Genomic DNA, 20,880 nt, shown 5'->3' with positions numbered 1-20,880 from the left:
ACGCACCGTCAGGCCGGGCACCGGCATCCTTCGGGAATGTGAAAAGGACCGGCTGATCGGCCGGTCCTTTTTCGTCAGTGCTCTTCTACGTCGTGTGGAACTATCGTCAGTGATCGCGGCTTCGCCGCTCAACTGACTCCATCGGCTCGGCCAAGCGAGCAAGCTCGCTCGGCTCTCGCCCTCTCCAACCGCGGGCACGGTCGTCAGTGATCGCGGCTTCGCCGCTCAACTGACTCCATCGGCTCGGCCAAGCGAGCAAGCTCGCTCGGCTCTCGCCTCAGTCGTCAGTGGAAGCTGTCTCCGCACGCACAGCTTCCACCCGCGTTGGGATTGTCGATGGTGAAGCCCTGCTTCTGGATCGTGTCTTCGAAGTCGATGGTCGCGCCGTCGAGGTAGGGCGCGCTCATCTTGTCGACGATCACCTCGACCCCATCGAAGTCCACGGCGGCATCGCCGTCCATGAAGCGCTCGTCGAAGTACAGCTGGTAGATCAGGCCGGAGCATCCGCCAGGCTGGACCGCCAGACGCAGACGCAGATCATCGCGGCCTTCCTGGTTCAGGAGGCTGCGCACCTTGTCGGCGGCGGCATCCGTCAGGAGCACGCCATGGGCCTTGGACGCGGTCGCCGTGCCGGCGCCGGTGAGTGTGGTCTCGCTCATCGAGTGCTTCATCCCTTCGTAGGTGGGCTTGCCTGGCATCAGTGTAGGTCAGGCGCCTGAACCACGGGCGTCAGGCCCGCTTGTTCAGGCGCCCGAGCAGCAGGGCCTCCGCGAGGATCGCGCGCCGGAAGACTCCGAGGTGCAAGGACTCGTTCGGACTGTGCGCCCTGGTGTCAGGATCCTCCACGCCGGTGACGAGGATCTGAGCAGCCGGGAACTCGCGCACGAGGTCGGCGATGAACGGGATGCTGCCGCCGATGCCGGCCTCGACGGGCTCCGCGCCCCAGGCATCCCTCATTGCGGCCTTCGCCTCGAGCGCCGCCCAGCCGCTCGTGTCGACGAGGAACGGGTCACCGAGGTCGACGTCGTCGATCAGGACGTGGGCACCGAACTGCACCTTGGCGTGCAGGTGACGTTCGAGCGCCTCGAACGCGTCGCGCGCACGCTGCCCGGGTGCGACCCTCGCGCTGATGCGCACCGAAGCCGAAGGCAGGAGCGTGTTGGATGCGTTGGCCACACTGGGTGCGTCGATTCCTGTCACGGTGACGGTCGGCTGGTTCCAGAGCCGGGCCAACACGGGACCTCGACCGATCAGCGAGACCCCATCGAGTACTGCGGCGTCTTCGCGCAGCTGCTCCGCGGAGAACTCGGGCACCTCGGCTTCGTTGGTCGTCATGCCTTCCACCGCGACCGCTCCGACCTCGTCGTGCAGGCTCGCCAGGAGTGCCACGAGCGGGATCATCGCGTCAGGCACTCCCCCTCCGTACATTCCGGAGTGCGATGCATGCTCGAGCGTGGAGACAGTGAGACGGAACGTGACGTTGCCGCGCAGGCCGACCGTCAGCGAAGGCACATCCACGCTCCAGTTGTCGGAGTCGGCGACGACGATCACGTCTGCGGCGAGGGCGTCCCTGTTCTGCGCAAGGAAGTTCGCAAACGAGCGGGACCCGAACTCCTCCTCGCCCTCGATGAAGACGGCGAGCCCGAGGTCGAACTCGTCTCCGACGGTTTCGGTCAGCGCCCTTATCGCGGCGACATGCGCCATGACGCCCGCCTTGTCGTCAGCGGCGCCCCGCGCGTAGAGCCGGTCACCGCGCACGACGGGCTCGAACGGCGGGCTCTGCCAATCCTCGTCTTCACCGGGCGGCTGGACGTCGTGATGGGCGTAAAGAAGCACGGTCGGGGCACCGCCGCGGGCGGCCCGGCGTGCGATGACAGCCGGCTGTCCCGTTTCAGTGGCTCCGCCGGAACCGGCGTCGCGGAGCGGGGCGCGGGCGATCGTGACGCTCTCGAAGACGTGCAGGTCGCGCAGAAGGCCTGCGACGGCATCCGCACTGCGTTCGACGTTCTTCGGATCGAACGCCGACCACGACACCGACGGGATGCGTACGAGGCCCGTGAGGTCTGCGACTGCATGCGGCATGCCCGCCCGCACGGCATCGTCGAGTGCTGTCGTGAGATCGTCCCGTGGCTGATCGGCTTCGTTCATGCGGGTAATCTTAATCGGACTACTATCAAGGACTTTTCCGTGGCTAAAAGAGCAGAACCCACCGTCCCCGCTACCGCACCCGAGACGAATACGGCGGGCGGCAAGGGCCACGCGACGCCGAGTCGCGCCGAGCGCGAGGCTGCGCGTAAGCGCCCACTCGTGCCGTCCGACCGAAAGGCTGCGGCAAAAGACGCACGTTCCAAGAATGCCGAGGCCCGAGAGCGCGCCCGGCTCGGTATGGCTGCGGGCGACGAGCGCTACCTGACACAGCGCGACCGCGGACCGCAGCGCCGGTACGTACGCGACTACGTCGACGCCCGGTACACCGTCGCCGAGTTCCTCATGCCGGTGATGCTCGTCATCATCGTCTTCACGTTCGTTCCTGTGAAGGCGCTGCAGTACTACGGCATCTTCGTGCTCTGGGGATTCTTCGCGATCGCCGTGATCGACTCGGCCATCATGACCTTCACCATGAAGCGACGACTGCGGACCAAGTTCGGCGCCCTCGAGCGCGGCCTCACCTGGTACGCCGTCATGCGGGCACTGCAGTTCCGCATGATCCGCGTTCCCAAGCCGCAGGTCAAGCGCGGCCACTTCCCCGCATAGCCCGCCCTCGATGACGATCACCGCAGCAGCCGACGGCTCCGCTCTGGGCAATCCGGGACCCGCCGGATGGGCGTGGTTCGTCGATGAGACGGCCTGGGCAGCAGGCGGCTGGCCGCATGGAACCAACAATCAGGGCGAGCTGATGGCCGTGATCGACCTGCTGGAGTCGACGGCTGGAGATCCCGACGACCTGCGCATCCTGTGCGACAGCCAGTACGTGATCAACGCGGTGACGAAGTGGATGCCCGGTTGGAAACGGAAGGGCTGGCGCAAGGCCGACGGGTCCTCCGTGCAGAACCTCGACCTTCTGAAGCGGCTGGATGCCGCGCTCGTCGGACGCAGCTACGCGTTCGAGTGGGTGCGCGGTCACACCGGACACGAACTCAACGAGGCCGCCGACACCCGGGCACGGGCCGTCGCCACCTCGTACCGGGACGGCTCTCCGGTCGACGCCGGACCGGGCTGGCACACCCCCGCTGCCGACCGCGGAACCACGACGGCCGTCGAGAGGCACCATTCGGATGCCCCACCATCGGGTGCGCAGCTCGCCCTGTTCGACGATCTCGCCGAGGAGCCCGACGAGGAGATCGTGCTGCGCCAGGAGCAGGCGCTGCTGACCTCACGAGTGCGAGACGATGTCGCCGAGCTCGGCGTTCTCCTGCATCCGGAGTTTCTCGAGGTGGGCCGCTCCGGCCGCATCTGGAGCAGGGATGACGTGGCGCTCTCCCCCGCCGGCGACGACACCGCCACGGTCGCCGAAGTCGTCTCGGTCGACCGCGTGTCCGCCGACGTGATGCTGCTGGTCTTCCGCACGGACGATGCCAGGGGGCCCGCACTGCGCAGCTCGCTCTGGGTGCGCGACGGCACACGCTGGCGCCTGAGGTTCCATCAGGCCACTCCGGCCGAGTGACCGCAGGTCGATCAGCCGGCCTGCATCCGTTCCAGGCCGCGGTTGATCGCCCTTGCCCAGAGAGGCCCGCGGTAGATGAACGCGGAGTAGCCCTGCACGAGGGTGGCGCCGGCATCGAGGCGGATGCGGACATCCTGTGCCGTCTCCACACCGCCCACCGAGACGATGCAGAGCGTGGCGGGAACGTGCGAACGCAGCAGCCGCAGAACCTGCAGAGACCGTGTTGCGAGCGGCGCGCCGGAGAGCCCTCCCGCGCCGGCCGCGTCCACGGTCTCGCGATCGGTGGACAGCCCGTCCCTGGAAATGGTCGTGTTCGTGGCGATGATGCCGTCGAGGCCGAGCTCGACTGTCAGCTCGGCGATCGCCAGGATGTCCTCGTCAGCGAGATCGGGCGCGATCTTGACGAGCAACGGAGTCGATCCGGTCTCGGCCTTGACCGCCTGAAGAAGCGGCCTCAGCGAGTCGAGGGCCTGCAGGTTGCGCAGCCCCGGCGTGTTCGGTGAGCTCACGTTCACGACCAGGTAGTCGGCGACCGGCGCGGCGGCGCGAGCCGAGACGCGGTAGTCGGCAACGGCATCCGCCACCTCGACGACACGTGACTTGCCGATGTTCACCCCGATGACCGGACGGCGTCGTACAGAACGTGCCTTCGCCACCTTCACGGCCGCCGCTGCCACTCCGTCGTTGTTGAAGCCCATGCGGTTCACGATGGCGCGGTCCGGGATGAGGCGGAAGAGCCTCGGCCGCGGGTTGCCGGGCTGAGGGATCGCGGTCACAGTTCCCACCTCGATGTGCCCGAAGCCGAGCGCCCCGAGTCCCAGGATGGCCGTGGCGTTCTTGTCGAATCCGGCGGCGACGCCGAATGGCGTCGGGAACGTCAGACCGAGCGCGTGTACCGAGAGGTCGCGCTTCGGCATCGTGAAGCGGGAGACCGCTCGGTGGAGTCCGAGCTTCGGGAGGATGCGGATGACGGCGAAGGCCAGGTGGTGCGCCCGCTCCGGATCCATGTGCCGGAAGACGAGCGAGAACAGGATGCGATACATGCCTGTGCCAGGATATAGCGACTCTCCACCCTCATTTCGCCGGAACGGACGGAGAGTGGTGCTCCGCGCGCAGTGCTCTGATCGCGTCTTCGAAGTCGTCGAGCGAGTCGAACGCCTGGTAGACGCTCGCGAACCGCAGGTACGCCACTTCGTCCAGTTCGCGCAGCGGAGGCAGCACCGCGACGCCGATCTCGTTCGCATCGATCTGCGACACTCCCGTCGCGCGCACCGCCTCCTCCACCTTCTGGGCGAGCATCGCCAGATCGGAATCGGTGACGGGACGGCCCTGGCACGCCTTGCGCACACCGGCCATGATCTTCTCCCGGCTGAACGGCTCGACCACACCGCTGCGCTTGATCACGTTCAGGCTCGCCGTCTCGATCGTGGAGAACCGGCGACCGCACTCTGGGCACTGGCGCCTGCGACGGATCGAGAGGCCATCGTCGGACGTGCGCGAATCGACCACGCGGGAGTCGGGGTGACGACAGAACGGACAGAACATGGCGGCTCCAGATTTGGCGTTATGGCGTGTTGAGCCTCGTGCTCAGGAATGGTCACTCGACGACAAGGAGCCGCGCGCGGCCACGGCTTCCCCGTGTGCCGGCAATCGTTCCGCTTCGGCCAACGCGATCACGTGCGCGGCGACGGAGCCCAGGCCGCGCTCGTCGTACCGGATGATCTGCTGCGGGCGAAGAAAGGTGTAGGCCCCGAGACCCGACGAGTATCGCGCGGATCCGCCGGTGGGCAGCACATGGTTCGACCCGGCGAGGTAGTCGCCGAGGCTCACCGGGGAGTGCGAGCCGAGGAAGAACGCACCGGCGTTCGTCAGCCTGCGCAGCGTCGCATTCGGATCGACGGTGTGCACCTCGAGGTGCTCGGGGGCGTAGGCGTCGCTGAAACGCGCCGCCGTCTCCTCATCGTCGACGAGCACGATGGCCGACTGCGGCCCTTCCAGCGCGATGGACGCCCGCTCCCGGTTGACGGTCACGGCCACCAGCTCGTGCAGCTCGCTCTGCACCGCCTCCGCCAACTCCTCGGAATCGGTCACCAGCAGCGAGGCGGCAGCCTCGTCGTGCTCGGCCTGGCTGAGAAGGTCGGCGGCTACGAGGCGGGGGTGGGCGGAGGAATCCGCGATCACGAGGATCTCCGTGGTGCCTGCCTCGGCGTCGATCCCGACCACACCATGCACAAGGCGCTTTGCGGCCGCAACGTAGATGTTGCCGGGGCCGGTGATCACATCGACGGGCTCGAGGCCGAGCTCGGGGATGCCGTATGCCAGTGCTCCGATCGCGCCTGCCCCACCGATCGCGTAGACCTCCTCGATTCCCACGAGCCCCGCAGCGCCCAGGATGGTCGGATGAACCGCACCACCATGATCGCGTTGAGCAGGACTGGCGAGGGCCACGGAACCGACGCCGGCGACCATGGCCGGAATGGCGTTCATGACGACGCTGGATGCCAGTGGGGCCTTTCCCGCCGGTACGTAGAGGCCCGCACGTGTCACCGGTTGCCAGCGCTGCTCGACGACAGCACCCTCCCCCACACGCGTCGACGCCGCAGGAGGCACCTGAGCGGCGCTCACGGTGCGGACGCGATCGATCGAGATCTCCAACGCGTCGCGCACCGGTGCCGATAGGGCGTCGACCGCTTCCTTGAGGGCTCGCGCGTCTGCGCGCACACTCGGCGGGCGCACGCCGTCGAACCGTTCGGCCTGATCGAGGACGGCCGCGAGACCGCGCTCGCGTACTTCCGCGAGAAGAACAGAAGCGGCATCCGCAGCGACTCCCACATCGATCACCGGGCGCGGCACCGCATCGCGCAGCGCGCGGCCATCGAGTGTGATTCCGCGGAGGTCTATCGTCTGCACTGCATCAGTCTAGGAGGACCGGCGGCGCGTGATCAGGCGGACGGGTTTCGATGTCTCGTTCCGACCTGCAGGGTGTTCAGACGAGGCAGGCAGGGCCGAGCAGTCCCTTCAACTCGCCGTACAGATCGGCGGACACCGACACGCGGTGAGGCAACTCGAACACCCTCGCAGTCGTACCCTTCACCAGCCGCAAACGCACTTCTCCATCGCCGGCATGGCGGATCAGCATGTCACCGAGGTTCTGGACGACATCCGTCGTGGCACGCTGATCCGGCATCGTGATGACCAGCGGACCGGACGGTCCCGACACAGCCGAACCGAGGTCGGGCGCATAGAGGCTGTACGCGTGAAGGTTCATGCCGTCGTCGCGCATGCTCACCCGGCCGCGCACCACCACGATCGAGTCGGCTGTGAGGGCGGGACCGAACTCCTGGTACGCCTTGCCCATGAACATGACGGTGATCTCGCCGCCGAAGTCCTCGACCGTGATCATGCCGTACAGGTTGCCGGATGCCTTCGCCACCCGGTGCTGGACGCCCGTCACGAGCCCCGCGATCGTCACGGTGTCGCCGTCCTGGGTGGACTCGGAGCCGGTGAGGTCGGCGATCGACGTGCTCGCCTGCTTGGCCAGTTCGAGTTCGAGTCCGGCCAGCGGGTGATCCGACACATACAGGCCGAGCATCTCTCGCTCGAACGCGAGCTTCTGCCGCTTGTCCCACTCCGGCTTGTTCGGCACGAGTGAGATGGAGGCATCTCGTGATTCCTGTGCCAACAGCGTGTCGAAGTCGAAGCCCGCCTGGCCTGTGGCTTCGACGCGCTTGTCGTTGACGACGGATTCCACCGCGGCCTCATGCACCTCCAGCAGCCCGCGCCGCGAGTCGCCGAACGAGTCGAATGCGCCTGCCTTGATGAGCGATTCGATGGTGCGCTTGTTCGCTACATGCAGCGGCACCTTCTTCAGGAAGTCGTGGAACGATTCGAACCGGCCCTTCTGCTCGCGGGCGGCGCGGATACCGTCCACCACATTCGAGCCGACGTTGCGCACTGCACCGAGTCCGAATCTCACGTCGTCGCCGACGGCGGCGAAGAATCCGATCGACTCGTTCACGTCGGGTGGCAGCACCTTGATGCCCATGCGCCGGCACTCGTTCAGGTAGAGGGCCATCTTGTCTTTGGAGTCACCGACACTGGTCAGCAGAGCGGCCATGTACTCGGCCGGGTAGTGCGCCTTCAGGTACGCGGTCCAGTACGACACGACGCCATAGGCAGCCGAGTGCGCTTTGTTGAACGCGTAGTCCGAGAACGGCAGCAGGATCTCCCAGAGCTTGTCGATCGCCCCCTGCGAGTAGCCGCGCTCTCGCATGCCGGAGAAGAAGCCCTCCTGCTGCTTGTCGAGCTCGGACTTCTTCTTCTTGCCCATCGCACGACGCAGGATGTCTGCCTGGCCGAGCGAGAATCCCGCCACCTTCTGCGCGATCGCCATGACCTGTTCCTGATAGATGATCAGGCCGTAACTGGTGTCGAGGATGTCCTGCAGCGGTTCCGCGAGCTCCGGATGGATCGGGGTGATGGGCTGCAGCCCGTTCTTGCGCAGGGCGTAGTTGATGTGCGAGTTCGCGCCCATCGGCCCCGGCCGATACAGCGCGATGAGGGCGGAGATGTCCTCGAAGCCGTCCGGCTTCATCTGACGCAGCAGCGCGCGCATGGGGCCACCGTCGAGCTGGAACACGCCCAGCGTGTCGCCGCGTGTGAGCAGGTCGTACGCGGGTCGGTCATCCAGAGGCAGCCCCTCCAGATCGAGCTCGAAACCCTGGTTCGCCTTGATGTTGTCAAGCGCGTCGCTGATGATCGTGAGGTTGCGAAGGCCCAGGAAGTCCATCTTGATCAGGCCTAGCGACTCGGCCGCCGGATAGTCGAGCTGGGTGACGATCTGGCCGTCCTGTTCCCGCTTCATGATCGGGATGACGCCGATGATCGGGTCGGACGACATGATGACGCCGGCCGCGTGAACGCCCCACTGCCGCTTCAGGCCCTCCAGCCCGAGCGCCGTGTCGAAGACGGTCTTCGCCTCCGGGTCGCTTTCGACCACCGCGCGCAGCTCGACCGCCTCCTTGTATCGCGGGCTCTTCGTGTCGAACACCTGATACAGCGGAATGTCTTTGCCCATGACGGCCGGCGGCATCGCCTTCGTGAGCTTCTCGCCCATCGAGAACGGGAACCCGAGCACACGACCTGCATCTTTCAGCGCCTGCTTCGCCTTGATCGTGCCGTAGGTGACGATCTGGGACACACGTTCGGCCCCGTATTTCTCGGTCACGTACTTGACCGCCTCGAGGCGCCTGCGATCGTCGAAGTCGACGTCGAAGTCGGGCATCGACACGCGGTCCGGGTTGAGGAAGCGCTCGAAGATCAGGCCGTGTTCGAGCGGGTCGAGGTCGGTGATGCGCATGGCGTATGCGGCCATCGAGCCTGCGCCCGACCCACGACCCGGCCCCACCCGGATGCCGTTGTTCTTCGACCAGTTGATGAAGTCCGCGACCACCAGGAAGTAGCCGGGGAAGCCCATCTGGAGGATGATGCCGGTCTCGTATTCGGCCTGCGCCCTGACCTTCTCCGGAATGCCGTCCGGATAACGTTGCGCGAGGCCGCTGTTGACCTCCTTGACGAACCAGCTTTCTTCCGTCTCGCCCTCGGGCACCGGGAACTTCGGCATGTACTTGCCAGTCGAGAGCTCGAAGTCGATCTCGCAGCGCTCCGCGATCTCCAAAGTCATGTCGCAGGCATCCGGATGCTCCCGGAACAGGTCGCGCATCTGCTGCGGCGACTTGAGGTAGTACTCCCCCTCCGGCTCGAGCTGGAAGCGCTTCGGATCGTTCAGCGTCGAACCGGACTGCACGCACAACAGCGCGGCATGCGATTTCGCATCTTCGGCGTGCGTGTAGTGCAGGTCGTTGGTCGCCACGGTGCGAAGTCCGAGCTGCTTCGCGATCTTGAGCAGGTCCTGGCGAACACGCTTCTCGAGGCCGAGCCCGTGCTCCATGAGCTCGACGAAGAAGTTGTCCTTGCCGAAGATGTCACGGTAGTCGCCGGCCGCCTTGACCGCCTCGTCATACTGTCCCAGCCGCAGACGCGTCTGCACTTCACCGCTCTGGCACCCGGTGGTGGCGATCACGCCCTTCGAATACAGCTCGAGCAGCTCGCGGTCCATGCGCGGCTTGAAATAGTAGCCCTCGATCGACGCCAGCGACGACATGCGGAACAGATTGTGCATGCCTTCCGTCGTCTCGGCGAGCATCGTCATGTGCGTGTAGGCACCACTGCCGGACACGTCGTCCTCGCCGCCGTTGCCCCAGCGGATCCTGGTGCGATCGCTGCGGTGCGTGCCCGGGGTGAGGTAGGCCTCCGTACCGATGATCGGCTTGATCCCGGCCGTTTTCGCGGCCCGCCAGAACTCGAACGCCGCGAACATGTTCCCGTGGTCGGTGACCGCGATCGCCGGCATGCCGTGCCCGACTGCGGCATCCATCAGCGGACCGATCTTCGCCGCACCGTCGAGCATCGAGTATTCGCTGTGCACGTGCAGGTGAACGAAGGAATCAGTCGTCACGGTGTGTGGTCCTCCCGGTCGTCTGGGGGCACCAGTTTATCCAGCGGAGCGAGGTTCTTGTGGGCTCGGCGAGGGAGGTTCGGCGACGACGGATCAGGACTCGCGCAGCACGTCGAGGGCGTGCTGCAGATCGGCCGGATACTCGGAGACGAACGTCACCCACTCCCGGCCGGACGGATGCTCGAACCCGAGCTGGCGCGCCTGCAGCCACTGGCGCGTGAGAGCCAGCCGTGCCGACAGCGTCGGGTCTGCACCGTACATCGCGTCGCCGACACATGGGTGTCTCTGGGCGGCCATGTGCACCCGAATCTGATGCGTGCGCCCTGTCTCCAGATGGATCTGAAGAAGGCTCGCAGCGGGGAACGCCTCGACGGTCTCGTAGTGCGTCACGGATGGCTTGCCCGCCGCCGTGACGGCGAACTTCCAGTCCGCGCGGGGATGCCGTCCGATGGGCGCATCGATCGTGCCGGCCAGCGGGTCGGGATGCCCTTGAACGACGGCGTGATAGATCTTCTCCACGGTGCGGTCGTGGAACGCCCGCTTCAATGCGGTGTATGCGCGCTCGCTCTTCGCCACGACCATGAGTCCGCTGGTTCCGGCGTCCAGCCGGTGCACGATCCCCGCCCTCTCGGCGGCACCGGAGGTCGAGATGCGGAAGCCGGCGCCGGCGAGGGCACCGAGCACAGTCGGCCCCTCCCAACCGATGGACGGATGCGCCGCAACACCGGCCGGCTTGTCGACGACCACGATGTCGTCGTCGTCGTACACGACCTTCAGGTCGGGCACAGAGACCGGCACGACCTCGACGGCCGCCTTAGGCGTCCAGCCGACCTCGAGCCAGGCACCGGCGGTCAGCCGGTCGGACTTGTCGAGCACCCGGCCTTCGAGCAACACGCCTCCGGCCTCCGCCACCTCGGCCGCGAAGGTACGGGAGAAGCCCAGCAGCTTCGCCACGCCTGCATCCACGCGCGACCCGTCGAGGCCGTCCGGCACAGGCAGGCTGCGGTACTCCGTCATTCGGCGGTCTCCGGAGTCGAGAAGGACCGCGGAGCCGTCGAGGGCTCAGACAAGGCCGTCGACAGGATGCCCTGCCTCGCCGAGCCGCGCACCGCGCGACTCCGTGCGGTCGCTTCCCGCACTGGTGTCACCGGCATCCGGCCCCGACGCGCTACCGACCTCGCCGCCTCCGTCGGGCTGCGGTGCAGAACCCGACGGTTCCTCGGCGGTGTCGGACGGATCGGCCGTCGCGTCGTCGAGCTGGCCGTCGGACTGGGTTGGGTCCTCGACTGACGAGGCCCGTTCGGAATCGGTCGACTTGGCGGCGCGCTTGCCGTCGAGCCCCACGCCGAGCACAGTGAGCAGCAGGAAGAGGATCATCGCCGCCACGATCGCCGAATCGGCCAGATTGAAGATGGCGGGGAGCAGCGGGATACGCAGGAAGTCCACGACCTCGCCCACGCCGAAGCCCGGAGGCCGCAGCAGGCGATCGCTGAGGTTGCCCATCAGTCCGCCGAGTACAAGCCCGAAGACGAGCGCCCACACCATTGATCGGATGCGCCGGGCGTACCAGATCACGAAGATCAGTACGGCCACGCCGACGATCGAGAAGATCCACGTCGAGCCGGTGCCGATCGAGAAGGCTGCGCCCGGATTGCGGTCGTACTCGAAGATCAGGAGGTTGCCGATGATGTTCTTCGGTACCCGGTAGGGCAGGTTCGTGACCACCCACCACTTGGCGAGCTGGTCGATCGTCAACACGACGAGCGCGACCGCGACGAGCAGGATGATCGCGCGAACGCTGACCTTGCGAACGCTGACCTTCCTGGAAGGCTCAGCCTCCAAAGCTCTGGAAAGTCGGCGGGTTCTGGCGGTCGGCATCGCCCGACGCGACGGCGGCGAACTGGCCGGATGCGGCAGAGGCACCCGCGGGCTTGAAACCACCCGTGGCCGAACCGGCGTTGTCGAGGTCGCGCAGCTGACCCTCGATGTAGCTCTTCAGCTTCGCCCGGTAGTCGCGTTCGAAGTTGCGCAGCTCCTCGATCCGGCGCTCGATGGTGGAACGCTCCGACTCCAGCGCCGTGATCTGCGCGCGCTGCTTCGCCTCGGCCTCCGCCACCACCCGTGCTGCTGTTGCGTGACCCTCGGCGATCAGCGCGTCGCGCTTCTCGACGCCTTCACGCACGTGCTCCTCGTGCAGCCTTCGCGCCAGCTGGAGCAGGTTGTTCGTGCTCTCGGTCTCATCGGCGCCGGAGACGACCGGCTGCGGCACGACGGGCGCGACCACGGGGGCAGGAGCGGGCGCGGCGATGGCCTGCGTCTGCTCGGACGACGAGTTGCGCTGCAGATCGGCGATCCGCGACTCGGATGCCACGAGCCGCTGCTTGAGCTCGTCGTTCTCCTGGTTCAGTCGGCGCAACTCGACGACGACCTCGTCGAGGAAGTCGTCGACCTCGTCCTGGTCGTAGCCCTCACGGAATTTGGTCGGTTGGAACCGCTTGTTGACGACATCTTCCGGAGTTAGCGCCATGGCCTACCACCCTTAGAGCTTGATTTTCGAACAGTGGATAACGTTCGGCTAACGCTAGCAAAGTCGCCTGCGACACTGCCATCTGCGTAAGCCTTCAGCGACATCAGATGAACGACGACGCGATGTACATGCCGATGATGCACGCGAACATCGTCAACGTCCAGCCGAAGTCGAGTGCGACCGGTCCCAACGACAGCGGAGGGAGCAGTCGCCGGAAGAACTTGATGGGCGGATCGGTGACCGTGAACGCCGCTTCCGCGAGCACCAGCCCGAACCCGCGCGGGCGCCATCCGCGGGCGAAAGTGCGCACGAGATCCAGGATGAAGCGAACCCAGAGCACTATGAAAAAGAGCAGGAAGACGTAATACGCGACGGTCGCGACGATGAAGACGGCGAGGGGCACAGGTCAAGTATGCGCGACGACGGCTGTGCCTACGCTGCAGCCGCCTGCTCGTGCTTCGGGCTCGTACGACTACGCGCTGGCGAAGAAGGACGCCTCGACATCGTTGCCGGCAGTCGACGCCGCCCCCGATACCATGACGTGCTCCGGTGAGAGCAGGAAGACCTTGCTGGTCACCTTCTCGATCTTGCCGCGCAGACCCTGCGTCAGACCGCTGGAGAAGTCGATCATGCGCTGGGCTTCGGATTCGCTCATCTGCGACAGGTTCAGGATCACGGGGACTCCTTCGCGGAAGGATTCCGCGATCATCTTCGCGTCGCTGTACTGCCGGGGATGAACCGTCAGAATCTCGTTCACTTCTTGCACCGTCACATTCCGGGCCGGGGTCGGCTTGCGCAGCGGCGTGACAGGCGCCTTGGCCGGTGCAGAATGCTGGACCGGCGCGACAGCTGCCGGATGCGCAGTGGCGACCGGTTCTTCGTCGTACTCGAGCTCGTCTTCGACGAGGCCGAGGTACGCCATCGTCTTCTTGAGCGGGTTAGCCATGGGATCCTCCGTGTGCAGCTTGAGGTCTTGCGGTCTCGCCGGTCGCCGGCGTATTCCACAGCCAGGCTAAGCACGCTCGGGCCGCTTTCCCGTGATTGCCGTGCCGATGCGAAGGTGTGTCGCCCCTTCCGCTATCGCATCGACGTAGTCGCCGGACATTCCGGCGGAGATCGCGGTCGCATCCGGGGCGAGCGAACGCAGACGCTCGGATGCCTCGCGCACCCGGGCGAACGCCCGCCGCGCGTCGTCATTCAACGGTGCCACCGCCATGACGCCTCGCAGTCGCAGGCCGGGTGCGGCAAGCACACGCTCTGCGAGGTCGAGCATGTCGTCCGGGGCGAGGCCACCACGACCGGGTTCGTCGGTGAGTGCCAATTCGATGAAGCAGTCGAGGGGGTCAGTGGCCGCACCGGAGGCGACGATGTTCTCGCCGGCTGCTCCGGCCCGACTGAGCGCTGCGACGAGCGCAGCCCGGTCTACGGAGTGCACCGCCGAGGCGAACGTGCGGACCTGCTTCGCCTTGTTGGTTTGTAGCTGTCCGATGAAGTGCCATCGCACGGCAGCGGCCTGCGACGTCTCGGCGAGACTCGATGCCTTCGCCGCGGCCTCCTGCGCCCGGTTCTCCCCCACGTCCCGCACACCGAGCTGCACAAGCGCGTGCACCAGTTCGACGGGCTGGAACTTCGTCACCACGATCGTCGTGACCTCCGAAGGATCCCTGCCTGCCGATCGCGCGGCATCCGCTACGTTCTGCCGAACCTGCGCGAGCCGTCCCGCGAGACCCTCACGGGCCTCCTCGCTCAGCACGGAACTGCTCAGCACAGCGGTGTCGCTCACTTCAGGAAGTCGGGCACGTCCAGCACGTCGTCGTCGTCGAACGACGGGTCGTTGACTGCCGCCTCCACCAGCTTCGAGTCGGCGTCGGACCAGGTGCCTTGTGCGGGCACATCCTCTTCCTCGAGCGCCTGAGTGTCGACCAGCTCCGATCCGGATGACGCCTGATCGGATCCCGTCGCCACGAACGTGGAGCGACGCACGTCGACCGCCTTCGACTGGGGCTCTCCCCCATCGAATCCCGCAGCGATCACTGTCACGCGCACCTCGTCGCCGAGCGTGTCGTCGATGACGGCGCCGAAGATGATGTTCGCTTCAGGATGCACCGCCTCCTGCACCAGACGGGCCGCGTCGTTGATCTCGAAGATGCCGAGGTTGGAACCGCCCTGGATCGACAGCAGAACGCCGCGTGCCCCCTCGATGCTCGCTTCGAGCAGCGGCGAGGCGACGGCGAGTTCCGCAGCCTTGATCGCACGATCCGCACCCCGGGATGAGCCGATGCCCATGAGCGCCGATCCCGCTCCGTGCATGACCGACTTGACGTCGGCGAAGTCGAGGTTGATCAGACCAGGCGTCGTGATCAGATCGGTGATGCCCTGAACGCCGGCGAGGAGCACCTGGTCAGCTGTCGCGAACGCCTCGAGCATGCTGATGCCGCGGTCGCTGATCTCCAGCAGCCGGTCGTTCGGCACGACGATGAGGGTGTCGACCTCTTCTTTCAGGCGGGCGACGCCCGCCTCTGCCTGGTCCTGCCGACGCTTGCCCTCGAAGCCGAACGGCTTGGTGACGACACCGATGGTGAGCGCACCGATCGACTTCGCGATTCGGGCGACCACGGGTGCGCCACCGGTTCCGGTACCGCCGCCCTCCCCCGCAGTGACGAAGACCATGTCGGCGCCGGTCAGCGCCTCCTCGATCTCCTCCGCGTGATCTTCGGCTGCACGGCGGCCGACCTCCGGGTCGGCCCCGGCGCCGAGACCTCGCGTGATCTCTCGGCCCACGTCGAGCTTGACGTCGGCGTCGCTCATCAGCAGCGCCTGGGCATCCGTGTTGATGGCGATGAACTCGACGCCGCGAAGCCCGAGCTCGATCATGCGGTTGACGGCGTTGACGCCGCCACCACCGATGCCGACGACCTTGATCACGGCGAGGTAGTTCTGGTTATTAGTCACGACGGGCTCCCCTGGCGAATGCTGGCAACCTTCAACTTCAAGTCGAGGCTTAAAGTTATGCTCGGTATGCATTTACTACGCCTGACGTTAAGCGCGCCCATCGCCCCCGCCGTGCAGATCTGCCGCGTGTCGTCCGACCGAAGCACGAGAGCGCCGACATCGGCTCGATACCGGAGTCGTCAGCGGGTTCCGATCAGCGTGTGACGGGACTGCTCGGAGCAGAGACGTCATAGACGGATGCCCCAGGCACGGCCTTCAGAAGATCCGACAACACGGCGGACTTGAGCTGGGCTTCATCCGGTCCGCCCCACACCACGGTCACGCCCGACGTCAGCTTGAGGGTGACATCCTGTGCGCCCGTGGCGCTCGCGGTGTCCACGTGCCCCAGCATGCCCGCCGGGAGCGCTGCCAGCACGTTCGCGATCGCCGTGAACTCCTTCTGTCTGGACTGCCCCGAGGCGTGCTCGGGGAGGGAGATGATCGGATAGCCGCCCGGGCGGTCCGACGTGGTCTGCATCACCACATGAGCCTGGTCGACGAGCTGGTACCCGGCGGGCACTTTGAGAAGCCCGATCGGCACACGCTCGACGATGCGCACCACGAGCGTGCCGGGTGGGTCGGCCTCCGTGCTGTAGCTGCGGATGAGGGGGAAGGCGGCCAGCTCTTTGCGCACCTTGCCGTAGTCGATCAGCGGTAGCGGTGTTCCCAGTTGCTCGTCGAGGGCATGCTGAACCGCCTTCGCGTCAATGCGCTGCACGCCGACCACCTGGACCGTCCGCAGCGCCATGGCCGGCGAGAGCGAGACGAGAGCCGCGGCGAGCAGCACGAGCACGACCGAGCCGATGCCGATCAGCCAGGCCAGGCGTCGACGACGCGAGGCCCGCGTGAACCGCTTGATCTCCGCGCGTTCGTACCTGCGGCGTTCGCGAATGGCCGCTCGCACGCTTGGCGAAGGGGCTTCCGGCCGATCGTTGTCAGTGCGCTTGTCCGTGCGCTCAGGCTTGTCCGTGCGCTCAGGCTTGTCCGTGCGCTCAGGCTTGTCCGTGCGCTCAGGCTTGTCTGTGCGCCCCGGCTTCGCTGAACGCCGATCCGCCTTCGTGCGATCGGCCTTCCCGTCGACGGGACCGCTCTTGGCCGCTGGAACGACCTGGATCGGGGCGGTGTCTGCGTCCGATTCGGCTGCGCCTGTTCTCGCGCTGCTCCGGGCATCCAGTACCGCGGCCGGAACGTTCCGTGCGGGCTCCGCGGCGCGCCCACGCGCCGGCCGCCTCACCGCCGCGTTCTCGAAACCCTGGGGACGCTTCACGCGTCAGCCGTTCGATCGTCGCAGGGATTCGAGCAGCTGCGGGACGATGAGGTTCACATTGCCGCAGCCGAGGGTGATCACGAAGTCACCGTCGCGCGCGAACTCTGCCGTGAAATCGGCCGCCTCCTGCCAATCAGGGATGTAGGCGACCCGTGACTTGTCGTGGAAACGCTCGGAGACCAGCGCGCCCGTCACACCGGGCACGGGGTCTTCGCGCGCGCCGAAGACGTCGAGCACCACCGTCTCATCCGCGTACCGCTCGAGCGTATTGGCGAACTCCTCGGCCAGTCGCTTGGTACGGCTGTAGGTGTGCGGCTGGTGCACCGCGATGATTCGGCCGTCTCCGACGACCGTGCGTGCCGCCTCGAGCACCGCTCGCACCTCGGTCGGGTGATGAGCGTAGTCGTCGTAGACGCTGACTCCGCCGATGGTCCCGTGCAGTTCGAAGCGACGGTGCGTGCCGCCGTACGCCTGCAGCGCACTCACGGCACGCTCGGGCTCGACGCCGAGGTGGGTGAGCACAGCGAACGCGCCGGCGGCATTGTGGGCGTGATGACGGCCGGGCACCTTGAGCCGCGCTCGGTATTTCTCACCGTTCCATTCCAGGGCGAAGGCGACCGGACCGTCCGTCGTGATGTCGGTGACCCGCACGTCGGCGCCCTCCGCCTCACCGAATGTGACCATGTTGCGGTGACCGATGCGCGGCGACACGGCACGGGCGCCCTCGTCGTCGGCGGAGATCACCACGAGCTCGCGCGCTCGGTCGGCGAACGCGACGAAGGCATCCTGCACCGCATCGTAAGAGCCGTAATGGTCGAGGTGGTCGTCGTCGATGTTCAGGACGAGCGCGACGGCCGCGTCATAGAGCAGGAACGAGCCGTCGGACTCGTCGGCCTCGATCACGAACAGGCCGGACTCGCCGTGGCGAGCGCTCGTCTCCAGGCCCTCGATCACCGCACCGTTCACGAAACTCGGGTCTTCTCCCAGCTCCACGAGGGCCGTCGCGATCATGCCGGTCGTTCCGGACTTGCCATGCGCACCCGCGACGGCGACGAGCCGACTGGATCGGGCGAGCCAGGCGAGCGCCTGTGAGCGGTGCAGGACCGGGATGCCGTGCGCGAGCGCGTACTGATACTCGGGATTGTCCTGCCACAGGGCACCGGTGACGACGAGCGTGTCGGCGTCGCCCACGTTGGCCGCGTCGTGGCCGATGCGCACGTCGGCACCGAGCTCTCGAAGGACGCGGGTGTACTCGCTCTCCGCGCGGTCCGAACCGCTGACCGGGATGCCTGCCAGGAGGAAGAGCCGCGCGATGCCGTTCATACCGGAGCCCCCGATGCCGACGAAGTGGGCTCGCCCGATCTGCTCCGGAAGCGGCATGGTCGGGTCGGGCTTGATCACGGTGCTTCAGGCATCCTGTCTGTCATGCGAGGGCGAGTTGCCGGCGGGTTCTTCCAGTATGCAGTCAGTGCGCTGAGGGACCGTGGCGACCCGCTTCGGCCGCACCGACTGCGTCCTGCTGCGCCTGGCGGATCAGCGCGACCATGCGCTGGGCACCGTCGCGCACGCCGACGCTCGCCGCTGCCGCCGCCATGCCGCGCAGACGCTCTTCGTCGTGCAGCAACGGAACGAAGGATGACTGCACCCACCCCGGAGTGAACTGAACGTCGTCGACGAGGACCGCGCCGCCGGCCCCGACGACACCCGCGGCGTTGAACCGCTGCTCCCCGTTGCCCACCGGATACGGCACGTAGACGGCCGGGATGCCCAGGGCCGACAACTCGCTCACGGTCGCCGCCCCGGCGCGCGAGATGGCTACATCGGAGAGAGCCAGCCCGAGGTCCATCCGATCGCAATAGTCGACGAGATGGTAGCCGGCCACGCGCGGATCGCGGAATTCGGCGGCCCCGCCTTGAATGTGCAGCACCTGGAATCCGGTGCCGGTCAGCTCCGACGCCGAGGCGATCGCGGTCGCGTTGACGCTGCGGGCGCCAAGGGATCCACCGGTGATCAGCACCGTGGGACGGTCATCTAGCCCGAAGTACTCCAGCGCCTCGGGCCTCTGCGCCGCACGATCGAGGTCCTCGATCTCACGGCGCAACGGCATCCCGACGAACCGCGCGTGCGCGATGGGCGTGTTCTCGAACGCGACGCCCACGTGACGCGTGTACCGCGCGCCGAGCTTGTTCGCGAGCCCGGGCTTCGCGTTCGCCTCGTGCAGCACGAGAGGAACCCGTTCGCGGTGCGCGGCGCGGTAGGCGGGCGCCGCCGCGTAGCCGCCGAAGCCGACGACGACATCCACGCTGCGCTCGGCGATCAGGCTGCGCACCCGCGCCACGCTGGATCGGAAGCGGGCGGGGAACCGCATCGCCGCGGCATCCGGTCGACGCGGGAAGGGCAGTTTCGGTATCGTCACGAGCTCGTAACCGCGTTCTGGGACGAGGCGGGACTCGAGGCCCTCGGCTGTGCCGAGCACGACGACCTCGGCGTCCGGTTCGGCACGACGCAGGGCATCGGAGACGGCGAGAAGCGGATTGACGTGGCCGGCGGTGCCGCCGCCGGCCATGAGGTAGGTGGTCACCGCGCGCCGGCCCGGAAGGCGGGTGCGGACAGCGAGCTCGTGGGCGTGCGCGTGAACGAGAGCACGACGCCGATCCCGAATAGCGAGCTGATCAGGGCGGTACCTCCGGCGGATATCAAGGGCAATGGAACGCCGAGCACCGGAAGCAGTCCGAGCACGACGCCGATGTTCACCAGACCCTGCCCGACCAGCCAGACCATCACCGCACCGGTGACGACCCTGGCGAACGGGTCGGCCGTCGCGTTCATGATACGGACGAAACAGATGGCCAGCAGCACGAACAGCAGCAGCACCACGATGGCGCCGAGCAGCCCCAGCTCCTCCCCGATGATGGAGAAGATGAAGTCCGTGCTGGCCTCAGGGAGCCAGTTCCACTTCGATTCCGAGTTTCCCAGCCCGACGCCGATCAGGCTTCCGTGAGCCATCGCGAAGTTGCTCTGCTGGATCTGCCACATCGTGCTCAGCGGATCACTGGACGACGGGTGCAGGTAACCGAGGATGCGCTCGAGCCGGCTGGCACGAGTCACGGCGAAAAGCACCGCGGCACCGATGGCGATCACGCCGGTGGTGAACAGCTGACGCAGCGGAAAACCGGCGAAGAACAGCGCGCCGAGCACGATCATGACCATGATCGATGTCGTGCCCAGGTCGCCTCCGCCGAGCACGACGCCGACTGCCACGATCGACACGATCAGCACGGGGAGAAGACCGTACTTCCACTCGGAGAGCCGGGACTGCTTGCGCGCGATGAACATGCCGATCCAGAGGATCAACGCGATCTTGATCGCCTCGGACGGCTGGAAGGCGACGGAGCCGATCTGCAGCCAGTTCTTGTTGTACCCCGTGCCGCCGTCGGATCCGAGAGGGGTGGCGATGACCAGAAGCTGAAGCCCCACCGCGCCGATCAGCGCCGGCCACGCCGCCCACTTCCAGAATGAAGTGGGCGCCCGCGACGCCAGCAGCATGACGGGGACGCCGATCACGGCATACAAGCCCTGGGAAAGGAACCGGGCGAAGAAGCTGCCGCCGTTGGAGTGCGAGTCGACCGACGACGACGAGAGCACCATCACGAGGCCGAAGACGACCATGAACAGCGTCACGCCGAGCAGCAGAAAGTAGTTCGCTGACTCCCCAGCGAACACCCGGCTGAGCGAGATGCGCGCGCTGACGAGCGAGCCACGAGCTGACGGCTCGGATGCCGAGTCATCCGGAGTGTGCGGGATGCCCCTCGGTGCCCTTGAAGCCTGCGTGGGAGCTGTCAACGGTTCCCCCTGTCTGACTCGATCGGGCCCGCCGAAGAGCTGACTGCATGTGTGGCGGGTGTCGTGCGGCG

The 20,880-nt window shown here is 66.7% G+C and carries 19 protein-coding genes; 2 read left to right on the top strand and 17 right to left on the bottom strand.

From position 1 onward, the window contains the following. Positions 1-284: 284 nt before the first annotated feature. The gene (locus ACYVDK_RS03045; protein ID WP_460517776.1) at positions 285-659 is read right to left on the bottom strand and encodes a HesB/IscA family protein; all 375 of its coding nucleotides are present in this window, start codon (positions 657-659) and stop codon (positions 285-287) included. A 70-nt stretch (positions 660-729) separates the two neighbouring features. Next, positions 730-2,148 (bottom strand): dipeptidase, encoded by a 1,419-nt coding sequence (locus tag ACYVDK_RS03040; protein WP_460517773.1) that lies wholly within the window; start codon positions 2,146-2,148, stop codon positions 730-732. A 39-nt stretch (positions 2,149-2,187) separates the two neighbouring features. Between ACYVDK_RS03040 and ACYVDK_RS03035 the strand changes: the two genes are divergently transcribed. Both ACYVDK_RS03035 and ACYVDK_RS03030 read left to right on the top strand, forming a co-directional pair. Then, the gene (locus ACYVDK_RS03035) at positions 2,188-2,754 is read left to right on the top strand and encodes a DUF3043 domain-containing protein (protein WP_460517770.1); all 567 of its coding nucleotides are present in this window, start codon (positions 2,188-2,190) and stop codon (positions 2,752-2,754) included. Between the two features lie 10 nt (positions 2,755-2,764). Continuing rightward, on the top strand, positions 2,765-3,664 hold the full coding sequence (locus ACYVDK_RS03030; RefSeq protein ID WP_460517767.1) for an RNase H family protein: 900 nt from the start codon (positions 2,765-2,767) through the stop codon (positions 3,662-3,664). A gap of 11 nt (positions 3,665-3,675) precedes the next feature. Here the strand turns inward: ACYVDK_RS03030 and ACYVDK_RS03025 are convergent, their stop codons facing one another. The 15 genes from ACYVDK_RS03025 to ftsW all read right to left on the bottom strand — a co-directional run bounded on the left by ACYVDK_RS03025 (position 3,676) and on the right by ftsW (position 20,809). Further along, on the bottom strand, positions 3,676-4,707 hold the full coding sequence (locus ACYVDK_RS03025; RefSeq protein WP_460517765.1) for a quinone-dependent dihydroorotate dehydrogenase: 1,032 nt from the start codon (positions 4,705-4,707) through the stop codon (positions 3,676-3,678). Between the two features lie 31 nt (positions 4,708-4,738). Beyond that, the gene (gene nrdR / locus ACYVDK_RS03020) at positions 4,739-5,209 is read right to left on the bottom strand and encodes a transcriptional regulator NrdR (RefSeq protein ID WP_460517762.1); all 471 of its coding nucleotides are present in this window, start codon (positions 5,207-5,209) and stop codon (positions 4,739-4,741) included. 42 nt (positions 5,210-5,251) lie between these two features. Further along, positions 5,252-6,574 carry a histidinol dehydrogenase gene (gene hisD / locus ACYVDK_RS03015; RefSeq protein ID WP_460517760.1) on the bottom strand — a complete coding sequence of 441 codons (1,323 nt, stop codon included), beginning with the start codon at positions 6,572-6,574 and terminating at the stop codon, positions 5,252-5,254. A 76-nt stretch (positions 6,575-6,650) separates the two neighbouring features. Then, on the bottom strand, positions 6,651-10,133 hold the full coding sequence (gene dnaE / locus ACYVDK_RS03010) for a DNA polymerase III subunit alpha (protein WP_460518130.1): 3,483 nt from the start codon (positions 10,131-10,133) through the stop codon (positions 6,651-6,653). A gap of 141 nt (positions 10,134-10,274) precedes the next feature. Then, complete coding sequence (locus tag ACYVDK_RS03005; RefSeq protein ID WP_460517757.1) at positions 10,275-11,198, bottom strand: RluA family pseudouridine synthase; 924 nt, start codon at positions 11,196-11,198, stop codon at positions 10,275-10,277. Positions 11,199-11,243: 45 nt separating this feature from the next. After that, positions 11,244-12,059 (bottom strand): signal peptidase II, encoded by an 816-nt coding sequence (gene lspA / locus ACYVDK_RS03000; protein WP_460517754.1) that lies wholly within the window; start codon positions 12,057-12,059, stop codon positions 11,244-11,246. Beyond that, positions 12,013-12,708 (bottom strand): DivIVA domain-containing protein, encoded by a 696-nt coding sequence (locus ACYVDK_RS02995; protein WP_460517751.1) that lies wholly within the window; start codon positions 12,706-12,708, stop codon positions 12,013-12,015. Before ACYVDK_RS02995 ends, lspA begins: the two co-directional genes overlap by 47 nt. 103 nt (positions 12,709-12,811) lie before the next feature. Further along, the gene (locus ACYVDK_RS02990) at positions 12,812-13,111 is read right to left on the bottom strand and encodes a YggT family protein (RefSeq protein WP_460517749.1); all 300 of its coding nucleotides are present in this window, start codon (positions 13,109-13,111) and stop codon (positions 12,812-12,814) included. A gap of 69 nt (positions 13,112-13,180) precedes the next feature. After that, positions 13,181-13,654, bottom strand: a complete 474-nt coding sequence (locus tag ACYVDK_RS02985) for a cell division protein SepF (protein ID WP_460517747.1) — start codon at positions 13,652-13,654, stop codon at positions 13,181-13,183. Positions 13,655-13,720: 66 nt separating this feature from the next. Next, entirely contained in the window at positions 13,721-14,491 is a 771-nt protein-coding gene (locus ACYVDK_RS02980; protein WP_460517744.1) for a YggS family pyridoxal phosphate enzyme, read from the bottom strand. Continuing rightward, a complete protein-coding gene (gene ftsZ, locus ACYVDK_RS02975; protein WP_460517741.1) occupies positions 14,488-15,660 on the bottom strand; it encodes a cell division protein FtsZ in 1,173 nt (390 codons plus the stop codon). The genes ACYVDK_RS02980 and ftsZ overlap by 4 nt, the downstream gene beginning before the upstream one ends. A gap of 193 nt (positions 15,661-15,853) precedes the next feature. After that, positions 15,854-16,966 carry a cell division protein FtsQ/DivIB gene (locus tag ACYVDK_RS02970; RefSeq protein WP_460517738.1) on the bottom strand — a complete coding sequence of 371 codons (1,113 nt, stop codon included), beginning with the start codon at positions 16,964-16,966 and terminating at the stop codon, positions 15,854-15,856. Positions 16,967-16,969: 3 nt separating this feature from the next. Next, complete coding sequence (gene murC / locus ACYVDK_RS02965) at positions 16,970-18,367, bottom strand: UDP-N-acetylmuramate--L-alanine ligase (RefSeq protein WP_460517735.1); 1,398 nt, start codon at positions 18,365-18,367, stop codon at positions 16,970-16,972. 64 nt (positions 18,368-18,431) lie between these two features. Beyond that, positions 18,432-19,547, bottom strand: coding sequence for a UDP-N-acetylglucosamine--N-acetylmuramyl-(pentapeptide) pyrophosphoryl-undecaprenol N-acetylglucosamine transferase (locus tag ACYVDK_RS02960; RefSeq protein WP_460517732.1), 1,116 nt, complete (start codon positions 19,545-19,547; stop codon positions 18,432-18,434). Continuing rightward, positions 19,544-20,809 (bottom strand): putative lipid II flippase FtsW, encoded by a 1,266-nt coding sequence (gene ftsW / locus ACYVDK_RS02955; RefSeq protein WP_460517729.1) that lies wholly within the window; start codon positions 20,807-20,809, stop codon positions 19,544-19,546. The genes ACYVDK_RS02960 and ftsW overlap by 4 nt, the downstream gene beginning before the upstream one ends. Between the last annotated feature and the right edge of the window lie 71 nt (positions 20,810-20,880).

The organism is Humibacter antri (assembly GCF_054777235.1).
Note: the sequence above shows the minus strand (reverse complement) of the source record. Positions and strands in the feature narration are given on the sequence as shown.